Origin of the sequence: Bacillus sp. C28GYM-DRY-1, assembly GCF_030519405.1 — a bacterium.
GTDB lineage: Bacteria > Bacillota > Bacilli > Bacillales > Bacillaceae > Bacillus > Bacillus spizizenii_A.
The window spans coordinates 1-25896 of record NZ_JAUMKF010000027.1 but is presented as its reverse complement, the minus strand read 5'-3'; the positions used below and the strand labels follow the sequence as shown (position 1 = coordinate 25896).

Genomic DNA, 25896 nt, shown 5'->3' with positions numbered 1-25896 from the left:
CCTGTTCAATAAAAAGGCTCAACGAAAAAGTTGAGCCGCTTTTTTACTTCTCGCCAGTGAACCATTTCTTCTTCAATTTCTCGAGCTCTCCGTTATCTTCCATTTCTTTGAGGGCTTTATTGAATTTGTCTGTCAGTTCACTGTCCTTTCTGAAAGCAATCGCTGAACCGGCTTCCTCCGCTTTCGCATCAGGAATCTCGAAGCCTTGCAAGTCGTCATTTGATTTGAAATACCCTTCTGCCACCATGTCTTCGATAATCGCAGCATCAAAGCGGTCAGATTTGATTTCCTGCACTAAATCAGAAATTCTGTTGCGGTCTTCTGTTTGAAAACCATATTCCGGAGAAAGCTCTTTCCCCTTCTCTTCCTGAATAGAGCCAAGCTGAACGCCGACTGTTTTTCCTTTCAGGTCTTTCAGAGATGTAATGCCGCTGTCTTTTTTGCTGACAATCATATGGTTCGCTGTGTAGTACACATCGGAAAAATCAACTTGTTTTTTACGCTCAGGCGTCGGTGTCATTCCTGACAGAACCAGATCCACCTGTTTTGATTTCAGCGCTGTAATTAAGCTGTTGAAGTCCATATCCTGCACTTCAATTTCATAGCCAGTCTTCTTCGCCAGCGCTTTTGCCAACTCTACATCAAAGCCGACAATATCATCGCCTTCTTTATATTCAAACGGTTTGTAATCCGCCGAAGTACCCATAATTAATTTTTTCTTTCCGCTTTCTGAACCAGAACTGCTTGAGCCGCAAGCAGATAATGCAAAGGTGATGCACGCAGCTACAAGTAATAAGAGCCATTTCTTCATAATCCATTTCCCCCATATTCATTACTTTTAGTGTATTTGAATATTTATTCGTTAATTTGTATTTTAAACAGTTTCTTATTTTTATGCAATACTATTTTCAAAAATTTCTTCAAGCTTATTTTCCCAACGGTTTCTTTTTGATATTACTAGATAAAAATAGATTCGTTGCATAATCCAATTGAATAATCTCTTAATATTTATTCATATCTCTTTGGGGTTTTATGCATAAAAAAACCCGGATCTGCTTAGGCACCCGGGTTTTTCGTCTTATACTTCTTCACAATATTCTTCAAAGGCTTCTTGCAGCTTTGCCACTACTGCCATCGGCTCATGTCCTTCAATTTCATGGCGCTCTACCATTTTCATGATTTTTCCGTCTTTCAAAATCGCAAAGGACGGAGAAGATGGCGGATATCCTTCAAAATAGTCACGCGCTCGCGCTGTCGCTTCTTTATCCTGTCCGGCAAAGACGGTAACGAGCTGATCAGGTCTTTTATCATAGTGAACGGAATGGTAGGCAGCCGGTCTTGCAATTCCTCCGGCACATCCGCAAACAGAGTTTACCATGACTAACGTCGTTCCTTTTTTCGTAAGTGCCTCATCCACCTCTTCAGCGGTTTTCAGCTCAGTGTATCCGGCAGCAGTAATTTCTTGTCTCGCTTGGCGGACAATATCATTCATAAATAAATTAAAATCCATGTTCAATGAAGACCTCTCCTTTTTTATCATCTGTTCTTATGATAGCAAGGAAACGTCCATATCGGCAAATAACATTGCTTAGCCGTACACTTTTTTGGTCTCCGTTTACAGCTTACATGAATAGGGGATTATATAACCAGATGTAAAATAAAGGAGCAGTTTTGTATGAGCCATCGGAAAGCGTTACTAATTCATAACGGAAATGCCGGCAACAAAAATATAGAAAAAGCATTAGGGGCTGTGGTACCGGTATTATCACAAGCTTTAGATGAGGTGACCGTTAAAGAGACAAAGAAAAAAGACGATGCGTATTATTTTTGCCAATCCATTGATGATTCTGTAGACACTGTCTTTATTCTCGGCGGCGACGGCACAGTCCATCAATGCATTAATGCCATCAGCGCTTTAGAAAGAAAGCCTGCGGTCGGGATTTTGCCCGGCGGAACGTGCAATGACTTTTCAAGAGTGCTGGGCATCCCTCAAAATCTCGCAAAAGCGGCGGAAGCACTTGTGTCAGGAAAAAAAACTAGCGTAGATGTATGTCAGATGAACGAGCGTTATTTTTTAAATTTCTGGGGGATCGGTCTGATTACAGAAACGTCGAATCAGATCAACGAAACCTCAAAAGCATTATTGGGAAAAATCAGCTATTATACAAGTGCACTCCGAACAGTCTCATCTGCCGGATCATTTCCGATGACATTAAAAATTGATGGAAAAGAAATTAAAGAAGAAGCCGTTATGCTGCTTGTTATGAACGGACAATACATTGGAACGAACCGAATTCCCCTGCCGGATGCCAGTATAGATGACGGCTTACTCGATATCCTCATCTGCCGCAGCACCAATCTCTCCGCATTGCGGGAGCTGATGAGCATGGAACAGGGCACAATTGATCGGTTTACCGGAGAGCTTTCCTATATCCAGGCCTCTCGAGTCGAAATTGAAACGGACACTGTCAAAAAGGTTGATACAGATGGAGAAATCTATACTCATACGCCTGCGGTGATTCAAGTCCTGCCGCGGCACATTGATATGCTAGTCCCGTAAAGATTTTGTAAATCCGTTGACTCTCCACTAAGAGGAGGCATTAGAGTATAAGGGATACACTTTTGAAAAAGGGGAAGTTACATGGAGAAACAAAATATCACCTTAACAATATTATTAACCAATTTATTTATTGCGTTTTTGGGGATCGGACTTGTGATCCCAGTAACACCTACCATTATGAATGAACTGCATTTATCAGGCACTGCGGTTGGCTATATGGTCGCCTGCTTCGCTGTTACACAGCTCATTATTTCACCAATAGGCGGAAGGTGGGTTGACCGCTTCGGACGTAAAATTATGATCGTGATCGGCCTGTTTTTCTTTAGTGTTTCGGAGTTTTTATTCGGTATGGGACAAACAGTTGAGGTTTTATTTATCTCCCGTATGCTTGGCGGTGTCAGCGCTGCCTTTATTATGCCTGGGGTCACGGCTTTTATCGCGGATATCACGACCATTAAAACACGGCCAAAAGCGCTAGGTTATATGTCAGCTGCTATTTCAACGGGCTTTATTATCGGGCCTGGCATCGGGGGATTTTTAGCGGAAATCTATTCTCGTTTGCCTTTTTTCTTTGCGGCAGCCTTTGCTTTGCTGGCAGCCATTTTATCAATATTCACGCTGCGCGAGCCGGAACGAAATCCTGAAAATCAGGACAGGAAAGGACAAAAAACAGGGTTCAAACGGATTTTTGCACCCATGTATTTCATTGCTTTTCTCATTATCTTGATTTCGTCTTTTGGTTTAGCGTCATTTGAATCTTTATTTGCGTTATTCGTTGACCATAAATTCGGATTTTCAGCCAGCGATATTGCGATTATGATTACAGGAGGAGCGATTGTCGGCGCTATTACGCAAGTCCTCTTATTTGACCGCTTTACAAGGTGGTTTGGCGAAATCCGTTTAATTCGGTATAGCTTAATTCTCTCGACGAGTCTGGTATTCATTATGACAGCCGTGAATTCTTATGTTGCGATTCTGCTGGTTACAGTCACCGTATTTGTCGGATTTGATCTCATGCGGCCTGCGGTGACGACCTATCTGTCAAAGATTGCTGGGAATGAACAGGGGTTCGCCGGCGGTATGAATTCGATGTTTACAAGTATCGGAAATGTGTTCGGGCCTATTATCGGCGGAATGCTGTTCGATATTGATGTAAACTACCCATTCTACTTTGCAACGGTGACTTTAGCCATAGGCATTGCGCTGACTATTGCTTGGAAAGCGCCTGCACATCTAAAAGCCAGCACATAATAAAAAGCGTATTCTTTGTGTACTGCAAAGAATGCGCTTCTTCATTATACTGATCATAGAAGGAGTGGTGGCATGAAAGAATCGTATTACTCAATTGGAGAAGTTTCAAAGCTGGCAAATGTGTCGATTAAAGCGCTCCGTTATTACGATAAAATTGATTTATTTAAACCCGCCTACGTCAACCCGGATACCAACTACCGCTATTATACAGATTCTCAGCTCTATCATCTTGATTTGATTAAATCATTGAAATATATTGGCACACCTTTAGAAGAGATGAAAAAGGCACAGGAATTAGAGATGGAGGAACTGTTTGCTTTTTATACAGAGCAGGAAAAGCAAATCAGGGAGAAATTAGATTTTTTATCAACATTAGAGCAGTCCATTTCCTTGGTGAAAAAGCGGATGAAGCGGCAGATGGAATACCCTGCGCTCGGCGAGGTGTTTGTTTTGGATGAAGAAGAAACACGCATCATTCAGACAGAGGCAGAGGGAATTGGGCCTGAAAACGTGCTCAACGCCTCCTACAGCAAATTAAAAAAATTTATCGAATCAGCAGATGGATTTACAAATAATAGCTACGGTGCCACTTTCTCGTTTCAGCCGTACACCAGCATTGATGAAATGACTTACCGTCATATCTTTACCCCTGTATTGACGAATAAACAAATATCCGCCATTACGCCGGATATGGAAATCACCACGATACCTAAGGGCAGATATGTTTGTATCGCCTATCATTTTTTACCTGAGCATTATTTTCTCAACTTACAGAAGCTTATCAAGTATATCGCAGACCATCATTTAACAGTTGCCAGTGATGTTTACGAGTTAATTATACCGGTACATTACTCCCCCAAAAAACAAGAAGAATATCGGGTCGAAATGAAAATCCGAATCGCTGAATAATGCTGTATAGAAAAAGAGCATTTTTTGAAGTTACATTTCAAAAAACGCTCTTTTTGCTTATTAGTAAACAGATGTTTTCTCGTCAATCGATTCTAAAATTTGCTTCACACGCCCGAGGAATCGTCCGCACACAAGGCCGTCAAGCACTCTGTGATCCAAGGACAGGCACAGATTGACCATGTCTCTGACAGCAATCATGCCATGATCCATGACAACCGGGCGTTTGACAATGGATTCCACTTGAAGAATCGCAGCCTGAGGGTAGTTGATGATGCCCATCGATTGAACTGAACCGAACGAACCTGTGTTGTTTACGGTAAACGTTCCCCCCTGCATATCATCTGCTGAGAGTTTTCCGTCTCTTACTTTTTTGGCAAGGTCAGTAATTTCTCTTGCAATGCCTTTAATTGTTTTTTCATCAGCATTTTTAATCACCGGAACAAATAAAGAATCCTCTGTCGCAACCGCGATTGAAATATTGATATCCTTTTTCTGAATGATTTTATCGCCCGCCCACATGCTATTCATTTGCGGAAATTCTTTTAACGCCTGAGCGACCGCTTTGACGAAAAAGGCGAAGAACGTTAAATTAAAGCCTTCTGTCTTCTTAAAAGAATCTTTTATACTGTTGCGGTATGCTACCATATTTGTGACGTCGACTTCCATCATCGTCCAAGCATGCGGAATTTCTGTTTTACTTCGTTTCATATTGGAAGCAATTGCTTTTCTTACGCCTGTAACAGGGATTTCTATATCTCCGGCTGTAGACGCAGGATAGCAAGTCTCTTCCTTCTTCGGCTCTGTTTTTGCTGAAGACGCAGGTGCAGGAGCTGCTGTTTTCGGCTCCTCAGGTCGTTCTTGCACGCCGCCTGTTTCAATGATGCGCTGAATATCTTTTCGCGTAATGCGCCCGCCGGCACCTGTTCCTGTCACTTGATCAAGATCAATTCCGTGCTCTCCGGCCAAACGAAGTACAGCTGGCGAGTAGCGCTTTTTATTGGGCTGACTGGCTTCTTCGGCGCGGCTTTCTGCAGCAGGTGTCTCCGCTGCTGCTGACGACTCCGGTTGCTCTTGCTTTTGTTCACCCGGGTTGGCGCCTTCTGTTTCGATTTTGCAAATGATTTCCCCGACTTGCAGGGTCTGGCCTTCTTCACCCACAAGCTCTGTTATCGTACCTGTAAAAGAAGACGGAACCTCTGCATTCACCTTATCTGTCATAACTTCCGCGATCGCATCGTATTTGTTCACTTTATCACCGGGGGCAACAAGCCATTTGCTGATCGTCCCCTCTGTCACGCTTTCTCCAAGCTGCGGCATCGTCATTTGTTCAATTGCCATGATTGTAACCTCCTTACGTCTTTAAAACTCCGCTAATTCTCTCATCGCCGCTTCCACTTTATCAGGGTTGACCATAAAGTATTTTTCCATTGTCGGCGCATAAGGCATAGCCGGAATATCAGGTCCTGCAAGCCGTTTGATCGGCGCGTCTAAGTCGAACAGACAATGCTCGGATATAATCGCGGCCACCTCACTCATGATGCTGCCTTCTTTTGTATCCTCTGTGACCAAAAGAACCTTGCCGGTTTTGGATGCGGCTTCGATGATCGCTTCTTTATCGAGCGGATAAACCGTTCTTAAATCCACCACATGCACTGAAATGCCATCTTTTTCGAGACGTTCTGCAGCCTGTAACGCGAAGTGGACGCAGAGGCCGTATGTGATCACTGTAATATCGTCGCCTTCCCGTTTTACATCAGCCTTGCCGATTGGCAGGACATAATCATCTGCCGGAACCTCTCCTTTTATCAGGCGGTATGCACGTTTGTGCTCAAAAAACAGCACCGGATCTTCATCACGAACTGCGGCTTTTAAGAGGCCTTTCGCGTCATATGGCGTTGAAGGCATCACTATCTTCAGTCCGGGCTGATTGGCGAAAATCGCTTCGACTGACTGAGAATGATAAAGGGCCCCGTGTACACCTCCGCCGTATGGCGCTCTGACGACAATCGGACAGCTCCAATCATTGTTACTGCGGTAACGGATTTTAGCCGCTTCAGAAATAATTTGGTTGATTGCCGGCATAATAAAATCAGCAAACTGCATTTCAGCAATTGGTCTCATCCCGTACATAGCCGCTCCGATGCCGACTCCAGCAATCGCAGATTCAGCAAGTGGCGTATCCATAACACGCTCTTCCCCGAATTGTTCGTAGAGGCCGGCTGTCGCTTTAAACACACCGCCTTTTCTTCCTACATCTTCTCCAAGGACGAAGACGCGAGAATCTCGTTCCATTTCTTCTTTCATCGCCAAATTGATCGCATCAATATATGACATTACTGACATTTGTTCTTCCTCCCTACTTCGCATACACATAATCAAGCGCTGACTCAGGAGCTGCATAAGGGGCGTTCTCCGCTTCATCCGTCGCTTCATTTACGATTGCCATAATTTCATCCAGCATGGTTTGTTCTGTCTCATCGGATAGCAGGCCTGTTTCCTTTAAGTAAGCTTGATAAGTAAGCAGGGGATCACTTTTTTTCGCTTCCTCTACTTCTTCACGGCCTCTGTAGCTGCTATCATCATCATCACTGGAATGCGGTGTAAGGCGGTAAGAAATTGTTTCAATTAATGTAGGGCCCTCTCCTCTGCGCGCGCGTTCACGTGCTTCTTTGACCGCTTGATAAACTTCCAGCGGATCATTTCCATTCACGGTTACACCAGGCATTCCATAGCCGACGGCACGGTCGGAAATGTTCTCACATGCGACTTGCTTATCGTAAGGCACTGAGATTGCGTATTTGTTGTTTTCACACATGAAAATCACCGGCAGCTTATGGACAGCGGCAAAGTTTGCACCTTCATGGAAATCGCCTTGGTTTGAAGAACCTTCACCAAAAGTAACAAAGGCTGCGATATCCTTTTTCTCCATACGTCCCGCCAGCGCAATGCCGACTGCGTGCGGAACTTGCGTTGTTACTGGAGACGATCCTGTCACGATGCGGTTTTTCTTTTGTCCGAAATGCCCCGGCATCTGACGGCCGCCTGAGTTTGGATCTGCAGCTTTGGCAAACCCGGACATCATTAAATCCTTTGCTGTCATGCCAAATGCCAGTACGACACCCATGTCTCTGTAGTACGGCAGTACATAATCCATTTCACGGTCAAGGGCAAAAGCCGCTCCTACCTGCGCTGCTTCCTGTCCTTGACAAGAGATCACGAACGGGATTTTGCCAGAGCGGTTTAACAGCCACATTCTTTCATCAATTTTTCTTGCTAACAGCATGGTTCTATACATATCAACGGCTTCCTGATCAGTCAGCCCTAGTGCTTGATGTCGGTTTGTACTCATTCAAGCCCCTCCTTTTTGCTTTTAAAAATGAATGGCTTTGCCGTCTGCGGCAAGCGCTGCTTCCCCAATTGCTTCTGAAAGCGTCGGGTGCGGATGAATCGTTTGTCCGACCTCCCACGGCGTCGCGTCCAGTACTTTTGCAAGTCCTGCTTCTGAAATCATGTCGGTAACATGAGGTCCGATCATATGCACGCCTAGGATATCATCCGTGTTACGATCCGCCACGATTTTTACGAATCCGTCGCTTTCACCGTATACAAGCGCTTTTCCAATTGCCATAAATGGGAACTTGCCGACCTTGACATTGTGCCCATTTGCCTTTGCTTCATCTTCTGTTAAGCCGACACTGGCAGCCTCAGGGCTTGAGTAGATGCACTTCGGTACAAGCGTTGGATCTAGCGTATGCGGATTGAGACCCGCAAAATGCTCAACGGCAATGATTCCTTCATGCGATGCAACGTGAGCTAACTGAAGGCCACCGATTACGTCTCCGATTGCATAAATATGAGATTCCTTCGTTTGGCAGCTTTCATTGACTGAAATGACGCCTTTTTCAGTGATAATATCGGTGTTTTCTATGCCGATGCCTTCGGTATTTGCCTGTCTGCCGATGGAAACTAGCATTTTTTCAGCAGAGTAAGTAACGGTTTCTCCGTCTTTTTCAGCTTGAATGCTGATGTCGTCTGACGTTTTTGTCATTGTGTCAGGCAGCACTTTTGCCCCTGTAACGAACTGAATGCCTTTTTTCTTAAGAAGACTTTCCATTTCTTTTGAAATGTCTTGATCCTCAGTCGGCAATATGCGGTCCGCGTATTCGATAACCGTTACCTTCACGCCAAAATCATGAAGCATAGACGCCCATTCGATACCGATAACGCCTCCGCCGACGATGATAATCGATTTTGGCAGCTCCTTCATTTGGAGAGCCTCATCCGAAGTCAATACATGCTTTCCGTCCGCTTCAAGGCCAGGAAGCATTCTCGGTCTTGATCCTGTTGCAATGATGACTTGTTTCGGGATCAGCATGTCATTTTCTTCGCCATTTCCCCGTTCAACAGAAATCGTTCCCGGCAGCGGGGAGAAGATTGACGGTCCGAGTATACGGCCATATCCGTCGTACACGTCGATTTTTCCTTTTTTCATTAAATGATTCACACCGGCTGCAAGCTTATCAACAACAGCTTGCTTACGCTGCTGCACTTTTTCAAAGTTGAGGGATACGCCAGCCGTTTCGACTCCGAATTGCTCGGCCTCACAAGCTGTCCGGTATACCTCCGCGCTTCTAAGCAGCGCTTTACTCGGGATACAGCCTTTATGTAGACATGTTCCCCCGAGCTTTTCCTTTTCAACAACGGCTGTTTTTAATCCGAGCTGAGCGGCTCTGATGGCCGCAACATAACCGCCGGTACCGCCGCCCAGAATGACTACGTCATACTCAGTTGCCATGGTGACTCACTCCTAGTCTGTCTATTTAATACGATATTGTTTGGATTGCTCTTCGCCCAGCAATACCCTGAGCGCCCCTTGGGCCAGAGACTGCAGTTCATTTTCTCCCGGATAAACTAAAACATCTGAAATCCAATCTATGTATGATCTGATACTGGAAACAAAGCTTTTGCCATATGCAAGGCCTCCCGTCAGCACAATCGCTTCCACTTCGCCTTTTAATGCGGCGCTGGCTGCCCCGATTTCCTTTGCTACCTGATACGCCATGGCGTCAAAAATGAAACGGGCTTTTTCATCGCCCCCCTGAATCATCTGTTCCACTTTTACTGCATCATTCGTACCGAGATAGCCGAAAAGCCCGCCGGTGCCCACCAGTTTTTTCATGAGTTCTTCTTTTGTATACTGTCCTGAAAAACATAAATCCACAAGGTCTCCCGCAGGAACTGTTCCTGCACGTTCAGGACTGAACGGCCCCTCTCCGTGAAGGCCGTTATTGACATCTACCACTCGCCCGTGGTCATGGACGCCAATTGTAATCCCGCCGCCCATATGGGTAACAATCATTTTCATGTTCTCATATCGTTTGCCAAGAGAGGCTGCCGCTTTACGGGCGACAGCTTTTTGGTTTAACGCATGGAAAATACTTTTCCGTTCAATTTCGGGCATACCAGAAATTTTTGCGAGAACTGACATTTCGTCTACGACAACAGGATCGACGATATACGAAGGGATATTCAGGCCGTCAGCGATTTCTCGCGCGATAATACCGCCTAGATTAGAAGCATGCTGGCCGGCATAGCCGCCTTTCAAGTCCTCAATCATGTCATCATTCACTTCGTAAGTTCCGCCTTCAATCGGCCGGAGAAGGCCGCCTCTGGCGCATACTGCATCAAACTTTGAGATATTGATACCCTGTTCATGTAGCGTTTCGAGAATATGATTTTTGCGAAATTCATACTGATCAATAATATGGTTAAATCGCTGCAGCTCTTCTATGTTGTGTCTCAATGTTTTTTCAAAAATGCTTCGTTCGTTATGATAAACACCGATTTTCGTTGAAGTTGAGCCTGGATTAATTGTGAGAATGCGTTTTTCATCATGTAGCACTTTCATAACCTCCAGATCAATTTCTTAACGTCTGTTTAACACACTGTGGCCGTTTTGCAAAAACTGGCTTCTTGAGCGGCGCATGCGTTCAATTCGTTCCTCTGCCAAGCGGTCAGCTGCTAAATATGTTGGAATGCCGTCACGCTGAGAAATCTCAAGTACACGCTCAATATTCCCGTAAATGCCTTCAACTTTTTTCAATGCACGTTCTGCATTATAGCCGTAAAGCTCATCTGCCACGTTGATTACCCCGCCTGCGTTAATGACATAATCCGGTGCGTAAACGATGCCCATTTCGTGAATATGATCGCCATGGCGCGTTTCTTTTAATTGGTTATTAGCCGCACCCGCGATGACTTTCGCCTTCAGCTGTTTAATGGTGTCGTCGTTGATTGTCGCACCAAGGGCGCACGGCGCATAAATATCGCAGTCTTGTGAATAAATCTCTTCCGGATCAACCGCACGGGCACCAAAATCTTCAACTGCACGCTGTACTGACTGTTTATTGATATCCGTAACGATTAAGTTTGCCCCTTCTTCATGCAGGTGGCGGCATAGGTTGTAGGCCACGTTCCCTACACCCTGTACAGCGATGGTTTTCCCTTCAAGAGAGTCGGATCCGAAAGCAGCTTTAGCGGCTGCCTTCATTCCTCTGTACACCCCGTACGCTGTAACTGGAGATGGATTTCCAGAAGAGCCGAACGCAGGAGAAATTCCTGTGACATAGTCTGTTTCATCATGAATGATATCCATATCCTCAACCGTTGTGCCCACATCTTCAGCTGTAATGTATCTGCCGTTCAGCCCTTGGATATAGCGGCCGAACGCGCGGAACATTTCCTCATTTTTGTCCTTGCGCGGATCGCCGATAATTACTGTTTTTCCGCCGCCAAGGTTTAAGCCTGCCGCTGCATTTTTATAGGTCATGCCTCTTGCCAGTCTGAGGGCGTCTTCAATTGCGGCTTCTTCATTTTCATATGTCCACATTCTCGTTCCGCCAAGCGCCGGGCCAAGCGTTGTATCATGAATTGCGATAATCGCTTTTAAGCCTGATTGTTCATCTTGGCAGAATACCAATTGTTCGTAATCGTATTTCTCCATATATTTAAAAAGTTCCATGTTCGTTCCTCCTAATGTGCGTATTCTTCAGATGCGCATATCGCGAGCGCAATGGAATACAGTTTATTTTCAGCAGAGTCCGCTCTGCTCGTTAAGGCAATCGGCGCTTTAGCTCCTGTAATGACAGCCGCCACGCTGGCCTTTGCAAAATAGATTAGTGATTTATATAAAATATTGCCGGTCTCAATTGTCGGGACGAGAAGGATATCAGCGCTGCCCGCTACATTTCCCGAAATCTTTTTCTGGGCTGCGGCAATTTGGGATACTGCGTTATCCAAAGCAAGCGGTCCATCAACAATGCACCCTTTGATCTGGCCTCTTTTATACATTTGAGCAAGAGCAGCTGCATTCACTGTCGCTTCCATTTTCGGGTTCACCGTTTCGACCGCTGCCAGAGCAGCTGCTTTCGGCATAATGTTCCCTACTGCATGAGCCACACGAACGGCGTTTTGCAAAATCTGCCGAAGCTCTTCCAGCGAAGGGGCAATATTCATAGCCGAATCTGTCACAAACATCAATCTGTCAAAGTCCGGTATATCAAACACAGCCACGTGGGAAAGGACACTGGTTGACCGAAGCCCCTCCTGTCTGTTCAACACCGCTTTAAGCAAAATAGAAGTTGGCACATTCCCTTTCATTAAAACGTCCGCTGTTTTGTGATGTACGGCATGGACTGCTAATTTTGCCGATTCCTCAGGCGAATCGGCATGAACGATTTCCACATGATGCCCTTGCATAGATGATGTCAGATCGTTTAGTTTCTTGCTGTCGCCTACTAACAAAAAACGGGCGGATAGGTGCTCGGCAGCCAGCTTTACAGACCGGATCACTTCCTCATCCTCAGCATGTGCAACCGCAATGGTCTTGTTTTTGTACATCGACGCTTTCCCGATCAAATCTTTCAGCTTCATCTGTTACCACCTTTCTTGTTTCGACTCCGCCTTTTATTATGCAAGTTCCATGCCACTCCTCGCCATGCTGTCAAAACGTGATATATTGAAAAATCAGTGCAGATGTTTGCGTTCATTCTGCAAATTATTGCATGCCTTCATTTGCAAGGCCGTATTTATCCATTTTGTAATATAAATTCCGAATGCTGACACCGAGGGCTTTCGCTGTTTTTGTTCGGTTAAAATGATGCTTTTCGAGCGTTTGCTGGATTAAATGCGCTTCAAATTTTTCTACTGCGACAGACAGCTTTTCGCCTTCAATATCCGGAAAATCAAACCCTGCACCCTGTTCTGTGTCACTTTCTTGATGTTCAAGTTCGAAAACAGGCAGGTGTTCTTTTTCAATCCATTCCATATGCGGATTCAGAAAAATCATGGCTCGTCCAAGGACATTTTCCAACTCGCGGACATTCCCAGGCCAATGGTACGCAGATAAGGCACGCAAGGCTTGCTGCGTGAGTCCCTTTACATTCCTGCCGTAATCCCGGTTGATCTTTTGGATAAGCCTGACGCTAAGTGCTTCAATGTCTTCCAGCCGCTGTCGCAAAGGCGGTATAGAAATCGGATAGCGGTTAATCCGGTAATACAAATCTTCGCGGAATGCTCCATCCGCCATCGCCTTTTCGATATTTACATTTGTCGCCGCGATCACTCTGACATTGACAGGAATCGCTTTTGTGCCGCCTACTCTTACGATTTCCTTCTCTTGAAGGACGCGGAGCAATTTCGCCTGCATATTTTGTGTCAGCTCGCCGATTTCATCTAAGAAAATGCTGCCGTTATTGGCTTCTTCGAATAAGCCCTTTTTACCTCCGCGCTTTGCTCCTGAAAACGCACCATCCTCATAGCCGAACAATTCTGATTCGAGCAGGTTTTCAGAAAGGGCTGCACAATTCACGCGAATAAATTTATTGTATTTCCGGTCGCTTTCGTTATGGATGGCATGGGCGAACAGTTCTTTTCCTGTTCCCGATTCCCCGCGCAGCAAAATCGTTGCCGGCGTTTTCGCCCCGAGCTTTGCCTGTTCAAGCGCAACCAGCATTTGCTCGCTTCTGCCGATAATGTCGTCAAACGTGTATTTTGCTTCCAGCGTCCGAATGATTTGCCTGGCGCGGTTGAGCTCGGCTGTCAGCATTTTAATTTCGGAGACATCGTGAATCACACCGACGCTGCCTTTCAAAATTCCGTCTACAATGACCGGCGCTACATTGACGATGACCTCTTTTTCATTCGGGCCGACCTTCATTCTGACACCGCGGACAGGCCGTCTTGTTTCAAGCACCTTTAAATGCATGCTTTCGCCTTCAGAGATATCAGTGTTTGCAGGCTTGCCGATGACTTCTTGTTCAGAAAGCCCCGTCATTTTCGTATACGCTTTATTGATCAAGAGTCCGATGCCGTTTTCATCAACGACAGAAATTGCCTCATCAGAGGATTGAATGATCGCCTCCAGCATCGTGCGCACCTGTTTGAGATTCGTCACTTCCTCCGCCAGCTCAACAGCATCCGTTATATCCTTGAATACACAGAGCGCTCCGAGCAAACGGCCGCCTTCATCAATAATCGGCAGCCTGGTCGTCACGATCTGATTCTCACCTAAAAGCTGCTTCTGGTTGTATTCAGGCACTCTTGTTTTTAAAATCCGCGGCATCTTTGTGCTCGGAATGACTTCTTTGATCGGGCGCCCAATGACTTCCTCGCGTTTTTTCCCGACCATTTTTTCGGCCATATGGTTAAAGAGAATGATTTCTTCATTGATATCAATAAAAATCATCCCATCATGGGTAGAATTAAAAATTCGGTCGTGTTTGTATGTTTGCTCTTTCAGCATTTGAATCAGGTGTTGCTTTTCTTCCATCAGCTGAAAAACGATGTACGCCATTTTCCCTGGCATAACAATAGTCTCTTCATGCTTTTCCTGAAGGAGTTCGTCAAACACGGCTTGATTGCCGGTGGTATGAATGACGATATCCGGATTTTGTTGTATGTAAGGTTTCCAGTCAGATGAAACGGCAATCCCATACTGTTCTGCTTCTATCAATCCCGGCGCTTCGGGGTCTTTGTCAACCACGGCAATGATCTCTATGATGGCTGTTTTGATCAGAATGTGTAATAACGCCGTTCCCCTTTTGCCGGCACCTACAATCAGTACCTTTTGCATCCCGCTACCCCTTTGTATGAAAAAATTTGCACACCTATTTATTCCGTTGCAATAATTTGCACAACCCTATGTTACCACGTTTTCTTCTCTTGACAAAATATTTTTTCAGCTGGACAATAAAGGAAATGAAAAGATAAAGGAGTTTTCTGAGGATGAGCCGACTTCTTGCGCTTTTGATATTAGTCATCCCCGGCGCCATCTCCGCTTTAGGCATTAAATTGATGAGGGATACGCTTTTCGGCCATACGATAAAGCCATTCGGAGCTCTTTGGCTCCAAGGTTTGTCAGGTTTTATCTTTTTTGTGTTCGGCCTTTATGTGCTGGCTGGGTTCATTTTATTCAGAGACAGAAAACGCAATCAAGTCAGCCCGCGATTCAGAAAATGATAGCTGCAAAAAAGCCGGAGAACACTCCGGCTTTTTTAGTTGAAACTATTCGTCAGGCAAAACAGTCTTGGCAATTGTTTTATCTAACGCTTCATAGTCATAATAAGAAATCGTCTTGTACAATTCTTTTCGTGTCTGCATATCTTGAAGCCCTTCTTTTTGTGAGCCGTGCTCCTTTATCAAACCAAACATCCGCTCATAAGCTTTTGCCGCCGCTCGAAGCGATGTGACAGGATAAATCACCATGCGAAACCCCATATCTTCGAATTCATCGGCGCAATAATACGGCGTTTTCCCAAATTCGGTCATATTCGCAAGAAGCGGAACGGAGCTGTTCTCAGCAAACTGGCGGAATTCGTTCTCCGCCTGAAGCGCTTCTGGAAATATCGCGTCCGCTCCAGCCTCAATGTAAGCCTCTGACCGTTTCATTGCGGCATCAAGCCCTTCCTGCGCCCTGGCATCAGTACGGGCAACAACGACAAGGGAGGGCGCCGCTTGTTTGATCGCTTTTATTTTTTGCGCCATTTCCTTTATCGGAACAAGCTGTTTGCCATTTAAATGTCCGCATTTTTTCGGAAGTTGCTGGTCTTCAATTTGAACGGCGGCTACTCTGGCTTCAAGCATCTCGCGGGCAGTTCGGGCGGCATTTAACACACCGCCAAACCCCGTATCGATATCAACAAGCAGAGGCAGGTCAGCTGCACGCACAAGATCTTTGGCCCGATCAGCCACTTCTGTCGACGTGATGATCCCTAAATCAGGAAGCCCCCTGCTGGCTGTATATGCCGCACCAGACAAATAAATCGCAGAAAAGCCGGCTTCCTTTGCAAGCAAGGCAGCCATCCCGTCATGGGCGCCGGGAATTTGCAGAATGTCCGGCGCTGACATCAGCTTGCGGAAACGCCCGGCAAGCTCCTCTTGTGACGATTGTTTATTGACGATCCACGACATGACGCAAGTCCTCCTTCTATTACATGCAGAACATATCTACGAATTCATTTACACGCATCGTTTGTAATGTCTCATAGCTGGTACAGCGCTCATAAATATGTTTGTGCTGTTTATCAGCATAATGGGTTTTGAGATTGTCAGAAAACTTTTCCAGCAGTTTCGGCACTGCCTCGTCTCTTCGAAAACGATGGCCAAGCGGAAATTCACATTTCACCATTTCCGTGCTCGTTCCGTCTTTAAAATGAACCTGAACGGCATTTGAAATGGAACGTTTGTCGGGTTTCAGGTAATCCTCCGTATATGTTTTATTTTCAGTCACTTCCATTTTATCACGAAGTTTATCTATTCTCGGGTCACTCGCTGTCTCAGCTTCATAGTGTTGCGCGGTAATATCACCAAAAAGCAAACCGATTGCTGTAATGTATTGGAGGCAGTGATCACGATCAGCGGGATTGTGAAGCGGGCCTTTTTTATCAATAATTCGGATAGCAGATTCGTGCGTTCTGATGACAACACGGTCAATCTCATCAACCCGGCCCTTTACCTGCGGATGAAGAATGACGGCGCACTCCGCCGCTGTCTGAGCATGAAATTCCGCAGGATAAGACACTTTAAATAACACATTTTCCATGACATAAGCGTCGAGCGGACGTGCGAGTTTGATCTCTTGTTTATTGAATAAAACGTCTTGGAACCCCCACTCCGGTGCGCTCAAAGCTGTTGGATAACCCATTTCCCCTTTTAACGCCATCAATGCCAAATGAACACCTCTGCTCGTTGCGTCTCCTGCCGCCCACGATTTGCGCGAGCCGGTATTCGGTGAATGCCGGTATGTCCTCAAGGCAGCATTGTCAATCCATGCATTCGAAAGTGCATTTTTGATTTCTTCTCTTCCGCCGCCCAAAAGCTTCGCTGCAACAGCAGTTGTCGCAACTTTGACAAACAGCACATGATCAAGGCCAACTCGGTTTAGACTGTTTTTTAACGCAAGCACGCCTTGAATTTCGTGTGCTTTGATCATCATTTCAAGTACGTCGCGTACCGTTAAAGGGTCTTTTCCTTCAGACAGCCTCACTCTCGATACATAATCAGCAGTGGCAAGGATTCCTCCCAAATTATCAGATGGATGCCCCCACTCCGCGGCCAGCCACGTGTCGTTGTAATCGAGCCACCGGATCATACAGCCGATATTAAACGCCGCTCTCACCGGATCGAGAACATATGACGTTCCCGGTACTTTGCTTCCATTCGGCACAATCGTTCCGGGCACAATCGGGCCAAGCAGCTTTGTGCATTCGGGATACCGGAGCGCCAAAATCCCGCAGCCCAGCGTATCCAGCAACACATGCCCCGCTGTTGTATAGGCCTCAGAGCTTGTAATCTCTTTCTCAAGCACATATTCTGTGATCTCTTCAATGACATGATCCATTTTCAGCATGCTACCAGTTCCTTTCATGGTTTATGATTCGGGCCTGTGACGCGGGCCCATATAGCTGACACGAGGGCGGAAGAGACGGTTATTGGCATGCTGTTCAATGACATGGGCGCATAAACCGGCCGTTCTCGCGCTGAAAAAGACGGGCGTATACAATGGAATCGGTATGCCAAGCATCCAATACACCGGGGCAGCATAGTAATCTAAATTCGGATAAAGGCCTTTTTCCTTCTCCATCAGCCGCTCGCCTGCATCACACTTCTCGTATAAACGATGGTCTCCGGCTTTATCGCATAATTGCTGCAGCGCCTCTTTCATCATGAGTGCTCTCGGGTCCATTTTTTTCATATAGACACGGTGGCCGAATCCCATAATTTTTTCTTTTCTATTCAGTTTTGTTTGCAGAAGCTGCTCAAAATCGGATGTTGTTTTCGCCTCTAAAAGCATATACATCACAGCTTCGTTTGCTCCTCCGTGAAGATTCCCTTTCAGTGAGGCGACAGCTCCTGTCAAAGCACCATAAAGATCCGAATGTGTAGAAGCAATGACCCTTGCCGCAAAGGTTGAATTGGGCATCTCATGCTCACTGTACAGGACGAGAGAGCGGTCAAAAATCCGTTCTTCCAGTGAGGAAGGCAATTTCCCTGTCATCATGTATAAAAAGTTTGCACTGTAGGATAGGGTTTGAAGCGGAGAAATCGGCTCTTTCTTATTGATGATCCTATAGCTGGCAGCAGTGAGGGCGGGCATTTTCCCGAGAAGCTGATAGGCGCGTTCTTTGTTTGCAGAAGGAGACCGATCATCTATTTGCCGATCATAGCCGGCAAGTGCCGACAGGCCGGTACGCAGGCTATCCATCGGATGAGTATGCTCAGGGAGCAGCTCAAGCAGACGGAGATGATCAGCAGGCAGGCTAGATGCGCTGTTTATGGTTCTTTCCAGCTTTTCCATTTCACTTTCTTCCGGCAGCCTGCCCTCCAGCAATAAATGAACAAGCTCCAGATAGCTTTTTGTTTTAGAAAGATCTATTAAATCATAGCCTCTTATCAAAATCTGGCTGGACTGGGTGTCAAGATAAGAAATATGAGTTTCTGCCGCGATCACACCGTCCAAACCCGGAGAATAATGCTGTTTCTCCTCCATATCCTCAACCTCCGTTTTGCGTTTTTTGTCTATCAGGTTCCGCTAAGCAGATGCTTAGAAATAATCAGTCTTTGGATCTCGTTGGTCCCTTCATAGATTTGCGTCACCTTGGCATCACGAAGCAGCCGCTCGACCGGATAATCCTTCATATAGCCGTATCCCCCAAAAATTTGGACGGCGTCTAATGCCGCCCTCACCGCAGAATCAGAAGCAAATTGTTTAGCCATAGACGCTTCTTTTCCACAAGCTAAGCCGCGGTTATGAAGATCTGCCGCATGATACACGAGATGCCTTGCTGCCTCTGCCCTAGTCGCCATGTCAGCCAGCTTAAACGATATGCCTTGATTCGCTGCGATAGGCCTCCCAAATTGCATCCTCTGTTTCGCATAAGCAACGGCGTGTTCAAGAGCCGCCTCTGCAATTCCGAGCGCTTGGGCCGCAATGCCGATGCGGCCGACATTTAAATTCGCCATGGCTATGTGAAAGCCATCACCCTCTTTGCCAAGCAAATTTTCTTCAGGCACTTCTGCATCCTCAAAAATCAGTTCCGTAGTATTGGAGCCATAAAGCCCCAGCTTTCTTTCTTTTTTTCCAACGGTAAAACCGGGTGTGTTTTTTTCAACGATAAAAGCCGAAATCCCGTGCCTGCCTCGATTTTGAGCTGTTAAAGCAAAGGTGATATAGATATCGGCGGCTCCACCGTTTGTAATGAATATTTTCGATCCGTTTAATAGGTATTTGCCGTTCTTTTTGATGGCTGTTGTGCGGAGGCTTCCAGCATCCGACCCTGAGTGAGGCTCTGTCAGTGCAAATGCGCCCAAATGGTCTCCTGAAGCGAGCTTCGGCACATATTTCATCTTCTGATCTTCGTTGCCGAAGTACAGAATCGGATTTGTGCCGACCGAGGTATGAACGGAAAGAATGACACCGACAGCCGCGCTGATTCTAGAAATTTCATGAATCGCCAAAATATAAGAAACAACATCCGCTCCTGCGCCGCCGTATTGTTCCGGCACCGGTATTCCCATCAAGCCGTGTTCACCCATTTTTTTGATTAACTGAAACGGAAATTCGTCTGTTGTTTCCATGATTTCAGCAGCGGGAGCAATTTCTTTTCGGGCAAAATCACGTACCATTTTTCGCATCATGACTTGCTCTTGGGTTACATGCAACTCGGCCACCCCCGGATGAATTGACTTCAGAAAGCCCTCTCCTCATATTGATAAAAACCGCGTCCGCTCTTTTTGCCAAGCCAGCCCGCTTTGACATATTTGCGGAGAAGCGGGCAAGGACGGTATTTGGAATCGCCAAGGCCGGAATAAAGAACTTCCATAATCGATAAACACGTATCCAGCCCGATAAAATCCGCTAATGTAAGCGGACCCATCGGATGATTCATGCCCAGCTTCATCACCTCGTCTATTGCTTCCGGCTTCGCCACCCCCTCATACACGCAATAGACGGCTTCATTAATCATCGGAAGAAGAATGCGATTGGAAACAAACCCCGGAAAATCATTGACTTCTACTGGTGTTTTCCCCATCTTTTCCGCTAATTTCTTAACCTCTAAGGCTGTTTCTTCTGACGTAGCCAAGCCGCGAATCACTTCAACCAGCTTCATCACAGGAACGGGATTCATAAAATGCATGCCAATGACTTGATCAGGCCGGTTTGTCACAGCAGCGATCTCTGTAATAGGCAAGGAAGATGTATTGCTGGCCAAAATCGTATGAGGCGGACAAATGTGATCAAGTGTGTAAAACAGTTCGGTTTTAGCCGTCATGTTTTCTGCAATAGCCTCAATTACAATATCCGCATGCTTTGCATCCTCAAGCGTTCGAGAGAGCGAAATGCGGCTGATTACACCCTTCACTTCCGCTTCGGTCTTTCTTCCTTTTTCAGCGTCACGGGTCAGCTGTTTCTTCAATCGCTTCAATCCTGCCTCCGCAGCGTCCGGAATCACATCGTACATCCGCACATAAAAGCCTGCGTCGGCAGCTGTTTGAGCGATTCCGCTTCCCATCTGACCGGCACCGGCCACCATAACATGTTTCATCTCCATTGAAATCCCCTTTTTCGTCATTGTTTTAATGAACCTGCACTAAGACGGCATCTCCCTGAGCCGCACCGCTGCAGATGGCGGCAACTCCCAGTCCTCCTCCCCGGCGCTTTAATTCATAAACAAGCGTCATGAGAATTCTCGACCCGCTTGCGCCGATCGGATGGCCGAGGGCGATCGCACCGCCATTTATATTTACTTTTTCAAGATCGAAACCGACAATTTTTTCACATGTCAAAACAACAGAAGCAAACGCTTCATTTACTTCAAACAAGTCAATATCTTGGACGGTTAAACCGTTCTTTTTTAGGAGTTTGTTAATTGCAAACCCCGGAGCTGCCGCTAGCTCGCACGCTTGCATTCCCATAGTTGAAAAACCAAGAATTGTAGCCAGAGGCCGTTTGCCAAGTCCAGCCGCTTCGTCCTCAGACATCAGCACAAACGCACCGGCCCCGTCATTGACCCCGGGAGCATTACCGGCTGTGATGGAACCGTCACTTGTATAAATCGCAGAAAGTTTTGCGAGCTGATCCAGACTTGTGTCACGCCGAATCGCTTCATCTTTTTCAACCATATTTGTTTTTCCTTTTCGGTTGGTCCAGCTTACGGGAACGATTTCATCCTGAAACTTTCCTTCATCGGCTGCCTTAGCTGCCCGCGCATGACTTCTTAGCGCCCATTCATCCTGCTCCCTGCGTGAAATTCCATATTCCTTGGCGGCTGTATTTCCGTGAACAGCCATATGCACCTCGTCAAACGCGCACGTTAACCCATCATAAACCATTAAGTCCCTAAGCTCACCGTCTCCCATCCGCGCTCCCCAGCGACCGGCGGGAACGGCATACGGAATATTGCTCATGCTTTCCATTCCCCCGGCAACAAGAATGTCCGCATCTCGCGCTCGAATCATTTGATCACACAAGGTGACTGCGCGCAGTCCGGATGCGCAGACTTTATTCAGCGTTTCCGACGGCACACTCCAAGGCATTCCGGCCAGACGGGCAGCTTGGCGGGAAGGAATCTGCCCTGAACCGGCTTGGACAACCATGCCCATCACAGTTCCTTCCACCTCATCTCCAGATACTCCAGCGCGATGTAACGCCTCCTTCATCGCAATGCCCCCAAGCTCAGCAGCTTTCACCTCTTTCAACGCTCCGCCGAATTTGCCAAATGGTGTTCTTGCGGCACTTACAATGACTGTTTTCCTCATGGTTTCACCTCATTCAGAAGATAGACAGCGCTTACAATTTCTAGTTGTCTTCTATGAATGTATGCTTTCAAACGGGCATGAATGAATGAAAAAAGAAGGCTGCTCCAACAGCCTCCTTCTATAACAACTATTTATTTTTTAGCATTTCCAAAGCCTTTGCAGGAAAATCAGTGAAAATGCCGTCTGCCCCCGCTTTAAAGAGGCGCTTCATATCTTCCGGCCGATTGACTGTATATGGCCTTACCTTGATCGAACTGTTCCTCATTTTCTTCAGTACTTCACCTGCTGTCCCCGGGCTGTTCAGCTTCGGGTGGTAGCCGGAAGCTGGAATAGATGTGATATACTGATCAGCCTGATAAAGCACATCTGAAGTCAATGCCGCCCGTTCGATATGGGGAGCGAGCTGGGCGCATAGCGCCAAGCTTTCATGATTAAAAGTGGACAGAATGATTCTTTCCTCTATATTGAATCGTTTCACTGCCTCCAGCACTTTTTCTTCCATTCCTTCATAGCGGATCACACTGTTTTTTAATTCAATGTTGATGAGAAAATCCTTTTTATATGCCCATGAGAGCACGTCTTCAAGCAGCGGCACTTTGATATCACTGTACGTTTGATCGTGACCAGCCGCCGCATTCGCAGTCATGATGACATCATACACTGTATCCTTCACGAATCCTTTGAGCGATGTCGTCCGGTCAAGTCTTTCATCATGAATTACAACCATGCGCCCGTCTTTTGTCAGCTGCACATCAAGCTCAATTCCGTCCGCGCCGGCTTCAATTCCTTTTTCAAATGCAAGCATAGTATTTTCGGGATATTGACCTGATGCCCCCCGATGGGCAAAAATCTTTGTCATCGTTTCACCTCAAGCCCTAAAGTTTTCTCCATTATACTGATTTTGGCGATTCCACTCTAGGATTAAGGCTGTTTAATTTTACTGTTCGTAATAAGAGTCAATGCCGATGACAATCGCATCTGCGGCTTTTTGCTGGTATTCTTCACTTCCAAGCTTGTCCGCGTCAGCGCTGTTTGTCAAAAATCCAAGCTCCGCCAGCACACTCGGTATCTGTGAATATGTAATAACGTAAAAGTCTGATTCTTTCACGCCCCTGTCTCTCGTTTGTAAGGATGAAACCAGCTGGGACTGAATATCTGACGCCAGACGCCGGCTGTTTTCCCCCTTCATAATCAGACTGAAAATACGTTTCTGTTCCCGAAGCTGTAGCAACCCCTGAATTCACATGAATGTAACAAAAAGATCGGCCTGATTACACTTGCCTTCACCACTCTTTCTTCCAAAGTCAGAAAATGATCATCAAACCGGGCCGCAACAGGGTTGGCTCCCTCCGCTTTCAGCTTATCCGTCACATACTCGGAAACTGCTAAATTAATATCCTTTTCAAAGAGTCCGTTTCCGACCGCTCCACTGTCTTCACCGCCGTGTCCGGCATCAATATACACTGTTTTCCCTTCTATCGGCTCTGCCGCCTGTGCACAAGGCGTGAGCGTCAATGCCAATCCGCACAGCGCCAAGCTCCTCCATAACATTCTCAACTTTCTCCCTCCGGTCTTTTATGACGAGTACTTCTGCAGCTGAATATCTGGCAGTGATTCACTTAAAAAAATTTGAGGAATGATATGAGCAAATCGTTTGTCGGGTGGACCAGCCAGGCGTAACCTTTTAAAGAATATTCACTTTACAGAAAAGAAGTTACAGTCATGAAAAAATTCGTACTGTTGCTCACTGCAGCGGTCATCACTTGCACCAGGCCACCAAATCACCGGCTGCTACAATGCCCCCGAAAAAGAGCGCAGAAAACATCACACTGTTCTCAAGATATTCAGCCGGTAAAGCAGATAAATTGCATTAATTTTTACATGTAGGCTAAAATATGTTCGAAACCAAACGAAAGAAGATGATCAAATGAACCCTAAGTATAAATCGCTGTTTGAACCATTTACATTTAAAAGCGGCGTTACAATCGACAACCGGATCACAGTTGCACCAATGACTCATTACGCTTCTAATGAAGACGGTACGATATCTGAAGCAGAGCTTGACTATATCATCCCCCGCTCAAAAGAGATGGGAATGGTGATTACAGCTTGCGCAAATGTCACACCGGACGGAAAAGCATTTCCCGGGCAGCCGGCCATCCATGATGACTCCAACATTCCAGGTTTAAAAAAGTTAGCGCAAGCCATTCAGGCGCAAGGCGCTAAAGCCGTTGTGCAAATTCATCACGGCGGCATTGAATGCCCGTCTGAGCTCGTTCCGCAACAAGATGTTGTAGCGCCAAGTGACGTGTTTGATGAAGGCAAGCAAATTGCCCGTGCCTTAACAGGCGAAGAAGTGGAAAACATCGTGAAGGCATTTGGAGAAGCGACAAGACGCGCCATTGAAGCCGGCTTTGACGGTGTTGAAATTCACGGCGCAAACGGCTACTTGATTCAGCAGTTTTATTCTCCGAAAACCAATCAGCGCACAGACCGCTGGGGAGGAAGCGATGAGAAACGATTAGCCTTCCCGCTTGCTATTGTTGATGAAGTGAAAAAAGCTGCTGCAGAACATGCGAAGGGTGCATTCTTAATCGGCTACCGTCTGTCTCCGGAAGAACCTGAGACACCTGGATTAACAATGACTGAAACCTTTACGCTTGTTGATGCTTTAGGGGATAAAGAATTGGACTATCTTCATATCTCACTGATGGACGTAAACTCAAAAGCGCGCCGCGGTGCAGATCCGACTCGCACACGCATGGATTTATTGAATGAACGTGTCGGAAACAAAGTGCCTCTGATTGCCGTCGGTTCCATTCATTCCGCAGATGACGCACTGGCTGTTATCGAAAACGGTATTCCGCTAGTCGCTATGGGACGCGAAATTTTAGTTGACCCTGACTGGACAGTGAAAGTAAAAGAAGGCCGCGAAAAACAAATTGAAACCGTCATTAAAGGCACTGACAAAGAAAAATATCACTTACCTGAACCGCTATGGCAAGCCATTGTGAACACGCCTGGCTGGGTGCCTTATAAAGATTAATGTGTAAAGACTGCTGAAATAATTCGGCAGTCAGGCTGTCGAGAAAATCTCGACAGCCTTTATTTTCCCTTAAAATATCCATTCTCCTGTAATAAAATAAAAGAAAGACTTCAAAAGGACGGTGTCTTTCTTATGTTCCACACAAGAAATTCTTCTCAAAACGCAGTTGAATTTGTTCTGCTTGATCAACTCGTCGAAGAGGATCATTTGCTTCGAAAAATTGATAAACACATCGACTTCTCTTTTATCATTGAAAAGGTTAAGCCTTACTACAGCGAAAACAAAGGCCGCCCCTCACTCGACCCGCTGATTTTATTCAATTCTTTTACTTAGATCACCGAACAACGGATATGAAACATAACATTATCACCGACGCCTATGTCACGCCTGGAAATGTCCATGATTCTGTGCCCTATCTTGACCGATTAGATCACCAAATTGCACGATTTGATTTTGAAGTAGAAGCCGTCGCTCTTGATTCTGGTTATTTGACGACTCCCTGTAAAGGATTAGCTGACCGCCATATTTTTGGCGTTATAGCCCATAGACGATATCATCCCCCTAGAGGCTTGTTTCCAAAATGGAAATTTCATTAGACAGTGAACAAGACTGTTACATTTGCCCGAACCAGCAGGTACTTACATACTTAACAACTGACCGAAAAGGCTACCGGTCATATAAATCAACTCCTGAAACCTGTTCCGCATGTCCATTGCTTGCGCAATGCACAAGATCAAAGAACCGCCAGAAAGTCATCACCCGGCATGTATGGGAGGACCACAAAGAAAAGGTCAGACAAAATCGCTTATCTGTT

22 protein-coding genes and 3 pseudogenes are annotated in these 25896 nt (G+C 46.1%); 7 read left to right on the top strand and 18 right to left on the bottom strand.

Annotated elements, in window-relative coordinates; genetic code table 11:
* Positions 1–43: 43 nt before the first annotated feature.
* Together artP and brxB are read right to left on the bottom strand one after the other, a co-directional pair.
* Entirely contained in the window at positions 44–811 is a 768-nt protein-coding gene (gene artP, locus Q3W56_RS18660) for an arginine ABC transporter substrate-binding protein ArtP (RefSeq protein ID WP_302896461.1), read from the bottom strand.
* Positions 812–1078: 267 nt separating this feature from the next.
* Entirely contained in the window at positions 1079–1516 is a 438-nt protein-coding gene (gene brxB / locus Q3W56_RS18655; RefSeq protein ID WP_003226477.1) for a bacilliredoxin BrxB, read from the bottom strand.
* A 159-nt stretch (positions 1517–1675) separates the two neighbouring features.
* Here brxB and Q3W56_RS18650 point away from each other — a divergent pair, with 159 nt between their 5' ends.
* The 3 genes from Q3W56_RS18650 (at position 1676) to bmrR (ending at position 4720) form a co-directional block, all read left to right on the top strand.
* Positions 1676–2560: a YegS/Rv2252/BmrU family lipid kinase gene (locus Q3W56_RS18650; RefSeq protein WP_268400039.1), complete on the top strand. Its 885-nt coding sequence runs from the start codon at positions 1676–1678 to the stop codon at positions 2558–2560.
* Between the two features lie 81 nt (positions 2561–2641).
* Positions 2642–3811, top strand: coding sequence for a multidrug efflux MFS transporter Bmr (gene bmr / locus Q3W56_RS18645; RefSeq protein ID WP_268400040.1), 1170 nt, complete (start codon positions 2642–2644; stop codon positions 3809–3811).
* Positions 3812–3883: 72 nt separating this feature from the next.
* Complete coding sequence (gene bmrR / locus Q3W56_RS18640; RefSeq protein WP_019714899.1) at positions 3884–4720, top strand: multidrug efflux transcriptional regulator BmrR; 837 nt, start codon at positions 3884–3886, stop codon at positions 4718–4720.
* Between the two features lie 60 nt (positions 4721–4780).
* On the opposite strand, the gene Q3W56_RS18635 is transcribed toward bmrR, so the two are convergent.
* The 8 genes from Q3W56_RS18635 to Q3W56_RS18600 all read right to left on the bottom strand — a co-directional run bounded on the left by Q3W56_RS18635 (position 4781) and on the right by Q3W56_RS18600 (position 14852).
* Positions 4781–6058: a dihydrolipoamide acetyltransferase family protein gene (locus Q3W56_RS18635; protein WP_302896460.1), complete on the bottom strand. Its 1278-nt coding sequence runs from the start codon at positions 6056–6058 to the stop codon at positions 4781–4783.
* 21 nt (positions 6059–6079) lie between these two features.
* Positions 6080–7063 carry a 3-methyl-2-oxobutanoate dehydrogenase subunit beta gene (gene bfmBAB / locus Q3W56_RS18630; RefSeq protein WP_019714901.1) on the bottom strand — a complete coding sequence of 328 codons (984 nt, stop codon included), beginning with the start codon at positions 7061–7063 and terminating at the stop codon, positions 6080–6082.
* 13 nt (positions 7064–7076) lie between these two features.
* Complete coding sequence (gene bfmBAA / locus Q3W56_RS18625) at positions 7077–8069, bottom strand: 3-methyl-2-oxobutanoate dehydrogenase subunit alpha (protein WP_019714902.1); 993 nt, start codon at positions 8067–8069, stop codon at positions 7077–7079.
* Between the two features lie 21 nt (positions 8070–8090).
* Complete coding sequence (gene lpdA, locus Q3W56_RS18620) at positions 8091–9515, bottom strand: dihydrolipoyl dehydrogenase (RefSeq protein WP_302896459.1); 1425 nt, start codon at positions 9513–9515, stop codon at positions 8091–8093.
* Positions 9516–9536: 21 nt separating this feature from the next.
* On the bottom strand, positions 9537–10628 hold the full coding sequence (buk, locus tag Q3W56_RS18615; protein WP_302896458.1) for a butyrate kinase: 1092 nt from the start codon (positions 10626–10628) through the stop codon (positions 9537–9539).
* Positions 10629–10646: 18 nt separating this feature from the next.
* Complete coding sequence (gene bcd / locus Q3W56_RS18610) at positions 10647–11741, bottom strand: branched-chain amino acid dehydrogenase (RefSeq protein ID WP_302896457.1); 1095 nt, start codon at positions 11739–11741, stop codon at positions 10647–10649.
* An 11-nt stretch (positions 11742–11752) separates the two neighbouring features.
* Entirely contained in the window at positions 11753–12652 is a 900-nt protein-coding gene (yqiS, locus tag Q3W56_RS18605; protein ID WP_302896456.1) for a phosphate butyryltransferase, read from the bottom strand.
* A 124-nt stretch (positions 12653–12776) separates the two neighbouring features.
* Positions 12777–14852 (bottom strand): sigma 54-interacting transcriptional regulator, encoded by a 2076-nt coding sequence (locus Q3W56_RS18600; protein ID WP_302896455.1) that lies wholly within the window; start codon positions 14850–14852, stop codon positions 12777–12779.
* 152 nt (positions 14853–15004) lie between these two features.
* Here Q3W56_RS18600 and Q3W56_RS18595 point away from each other — a divergent pair, with 152 nt between their 5' ends.
* Complete coding sequence (locus tag Q3W56_RS18595) at positions 15005–15238, top strand: DUF2627 domain-containing protein (RefSeq protein ID WP_268400047.1); 234 nt, start codon at positions 15005–15007, stop codon at positions 15236–15238.
* Between the two features lie 45 nt (positions 15239–15283).
* Here Q3W56_RS18595 and prpB read toward each other — a convergent pair whose 3' ends face one another.
* The 8 genes and pseudogenes from prpB to Q3W56_RS18555 all read right to left on the bottom strand — a co-directional run bounded on the left by prpB (position 15284) and on the right by Q3W56_RS18555 (position 23593).
* The gene (prpB, locus tag Q3W56_RS18590; protein WP_268400048.1) at positions 15284–16189 is read right to left on the bottom strand and encodes a methylisocitrate lyase; all 906 of its coding nucleotides are present in this window, start codon (positions 16187–16189) and stop codon (positions 15284–15286) included.
* 19 nt (positions 16190–16208) lie between these two features.
* Positions 16209–17627 carry a bifunctional 2-methylcitrate dehydratase/aconitate hydratase gene (locus tag Q3W56_RS18585; protein WP_302896454.1) on the bottom strand — a complete coding sequence of 473 codons (1419 nt, stop codon included), beginning with the start codon at positions 17625–17627 and terminating at the stop codon, positions 16209–16211.
* Between the two features lie 21 nt (positions 17628–17648).
* Complete coding sequence (gene mmgD / locus Q3W56_RS18580) at positions 17649–18767, bottom strand: citrate synthase (RefSeq protein ID WP_302896453.1); 1119 nt, start codon at positions 18765–18767, stop codon at positions 17649–17651.
* Positions 18768–18799: 32 nt separating this feature from the next.
* Positions 18800–19939, bottom strand: coding sequence for an acyl-CoA dehydrogenase (locus tag Q3W56_RS18575; RefSeq protein WP_019714912.1), 1140 nt, complete (start codon positions 19937–19939; stop codon positions 18800–18802).
* 26 nt (positions 19940–19965) lie between these two features.
* The gene (locus Q3W56_RS18570; protein ID WP_302896452.1) at positions 19966–20829 is read right to left on the bottom strand and encodes a 3-hydroxybutyryl-CoA dehydrogenase; all 864 of its coding nucleotides are present in this window, start codon (positions 20827–20829) and stop codon (positions 19966–19968) included.
* A 25-nt stretch (positions 20830–20854) separates the two neighbouring features.
* Positions 20855–22036: an acetyl-CoA C-acetyltransferase gene (locus Q3W56_RS18565; protein ID WP_302896451.1), complete on the bottom strand. Its 1182-nt coding sequence runs from the start codon at positions 22034–22036 to the stop codon at positions 20855–20857.
* Between the two features lie 127 nt (positions 22037–22163).
* Positions 22164–22895, bottom strand: coding sequence for a glycerophosphodiester phosphodiesterase (locus Q3W56_RS18560; RefSeq protein ID WP_302896450.1), 732 nt, complete (start codon positions 22893–22895; stop codon positions 22164–22166).
* Between the two features lie 78 nt (positions 22896–22973).
* A pseudogene (locus tag Q3W56_RS18555) lies at positions 22974–23593 on the bottom strand (N-acetylmuramoyl-L-alanine amidase family protein).
* A gap of 165 nt (positions 23594–23758) precedes the next feature.
* On the opposite strand from Q3W56_RS18555, the pseudogene Q3W56_RS18550 reads away from it, so the two are divergent.
* The 3 genes and pseudogenes from Q3W56_RS18550 to Q3W56_RS18540 form a co-directional block, all read left to right on the top strand.
* Positions 23759–23891: pseudogene (locus Q3W56_RS18550) on the top strand (hypothetical protein).
* Between the two features lie 72 nt (positions 23892–23963).
* The gene (locus tag Q3W56_RS18545) at positions 23964–25082 is read left to right on the top strand and encodes an NADH-dependent flavin oxidoreductase (protein ID WP_302896449.1); all 1119 of its coding nucleotides are present in this window, start codon (positions 23964–23966) and stop codon (positions 25080–25082) included.
* Positions 25083–25214: 132 nt separating this feature from the next.
* Positions 25215–25896, top strand: a pseudogene (locus Q3W56_RS18540) (transposase); the annotation flags it as partial.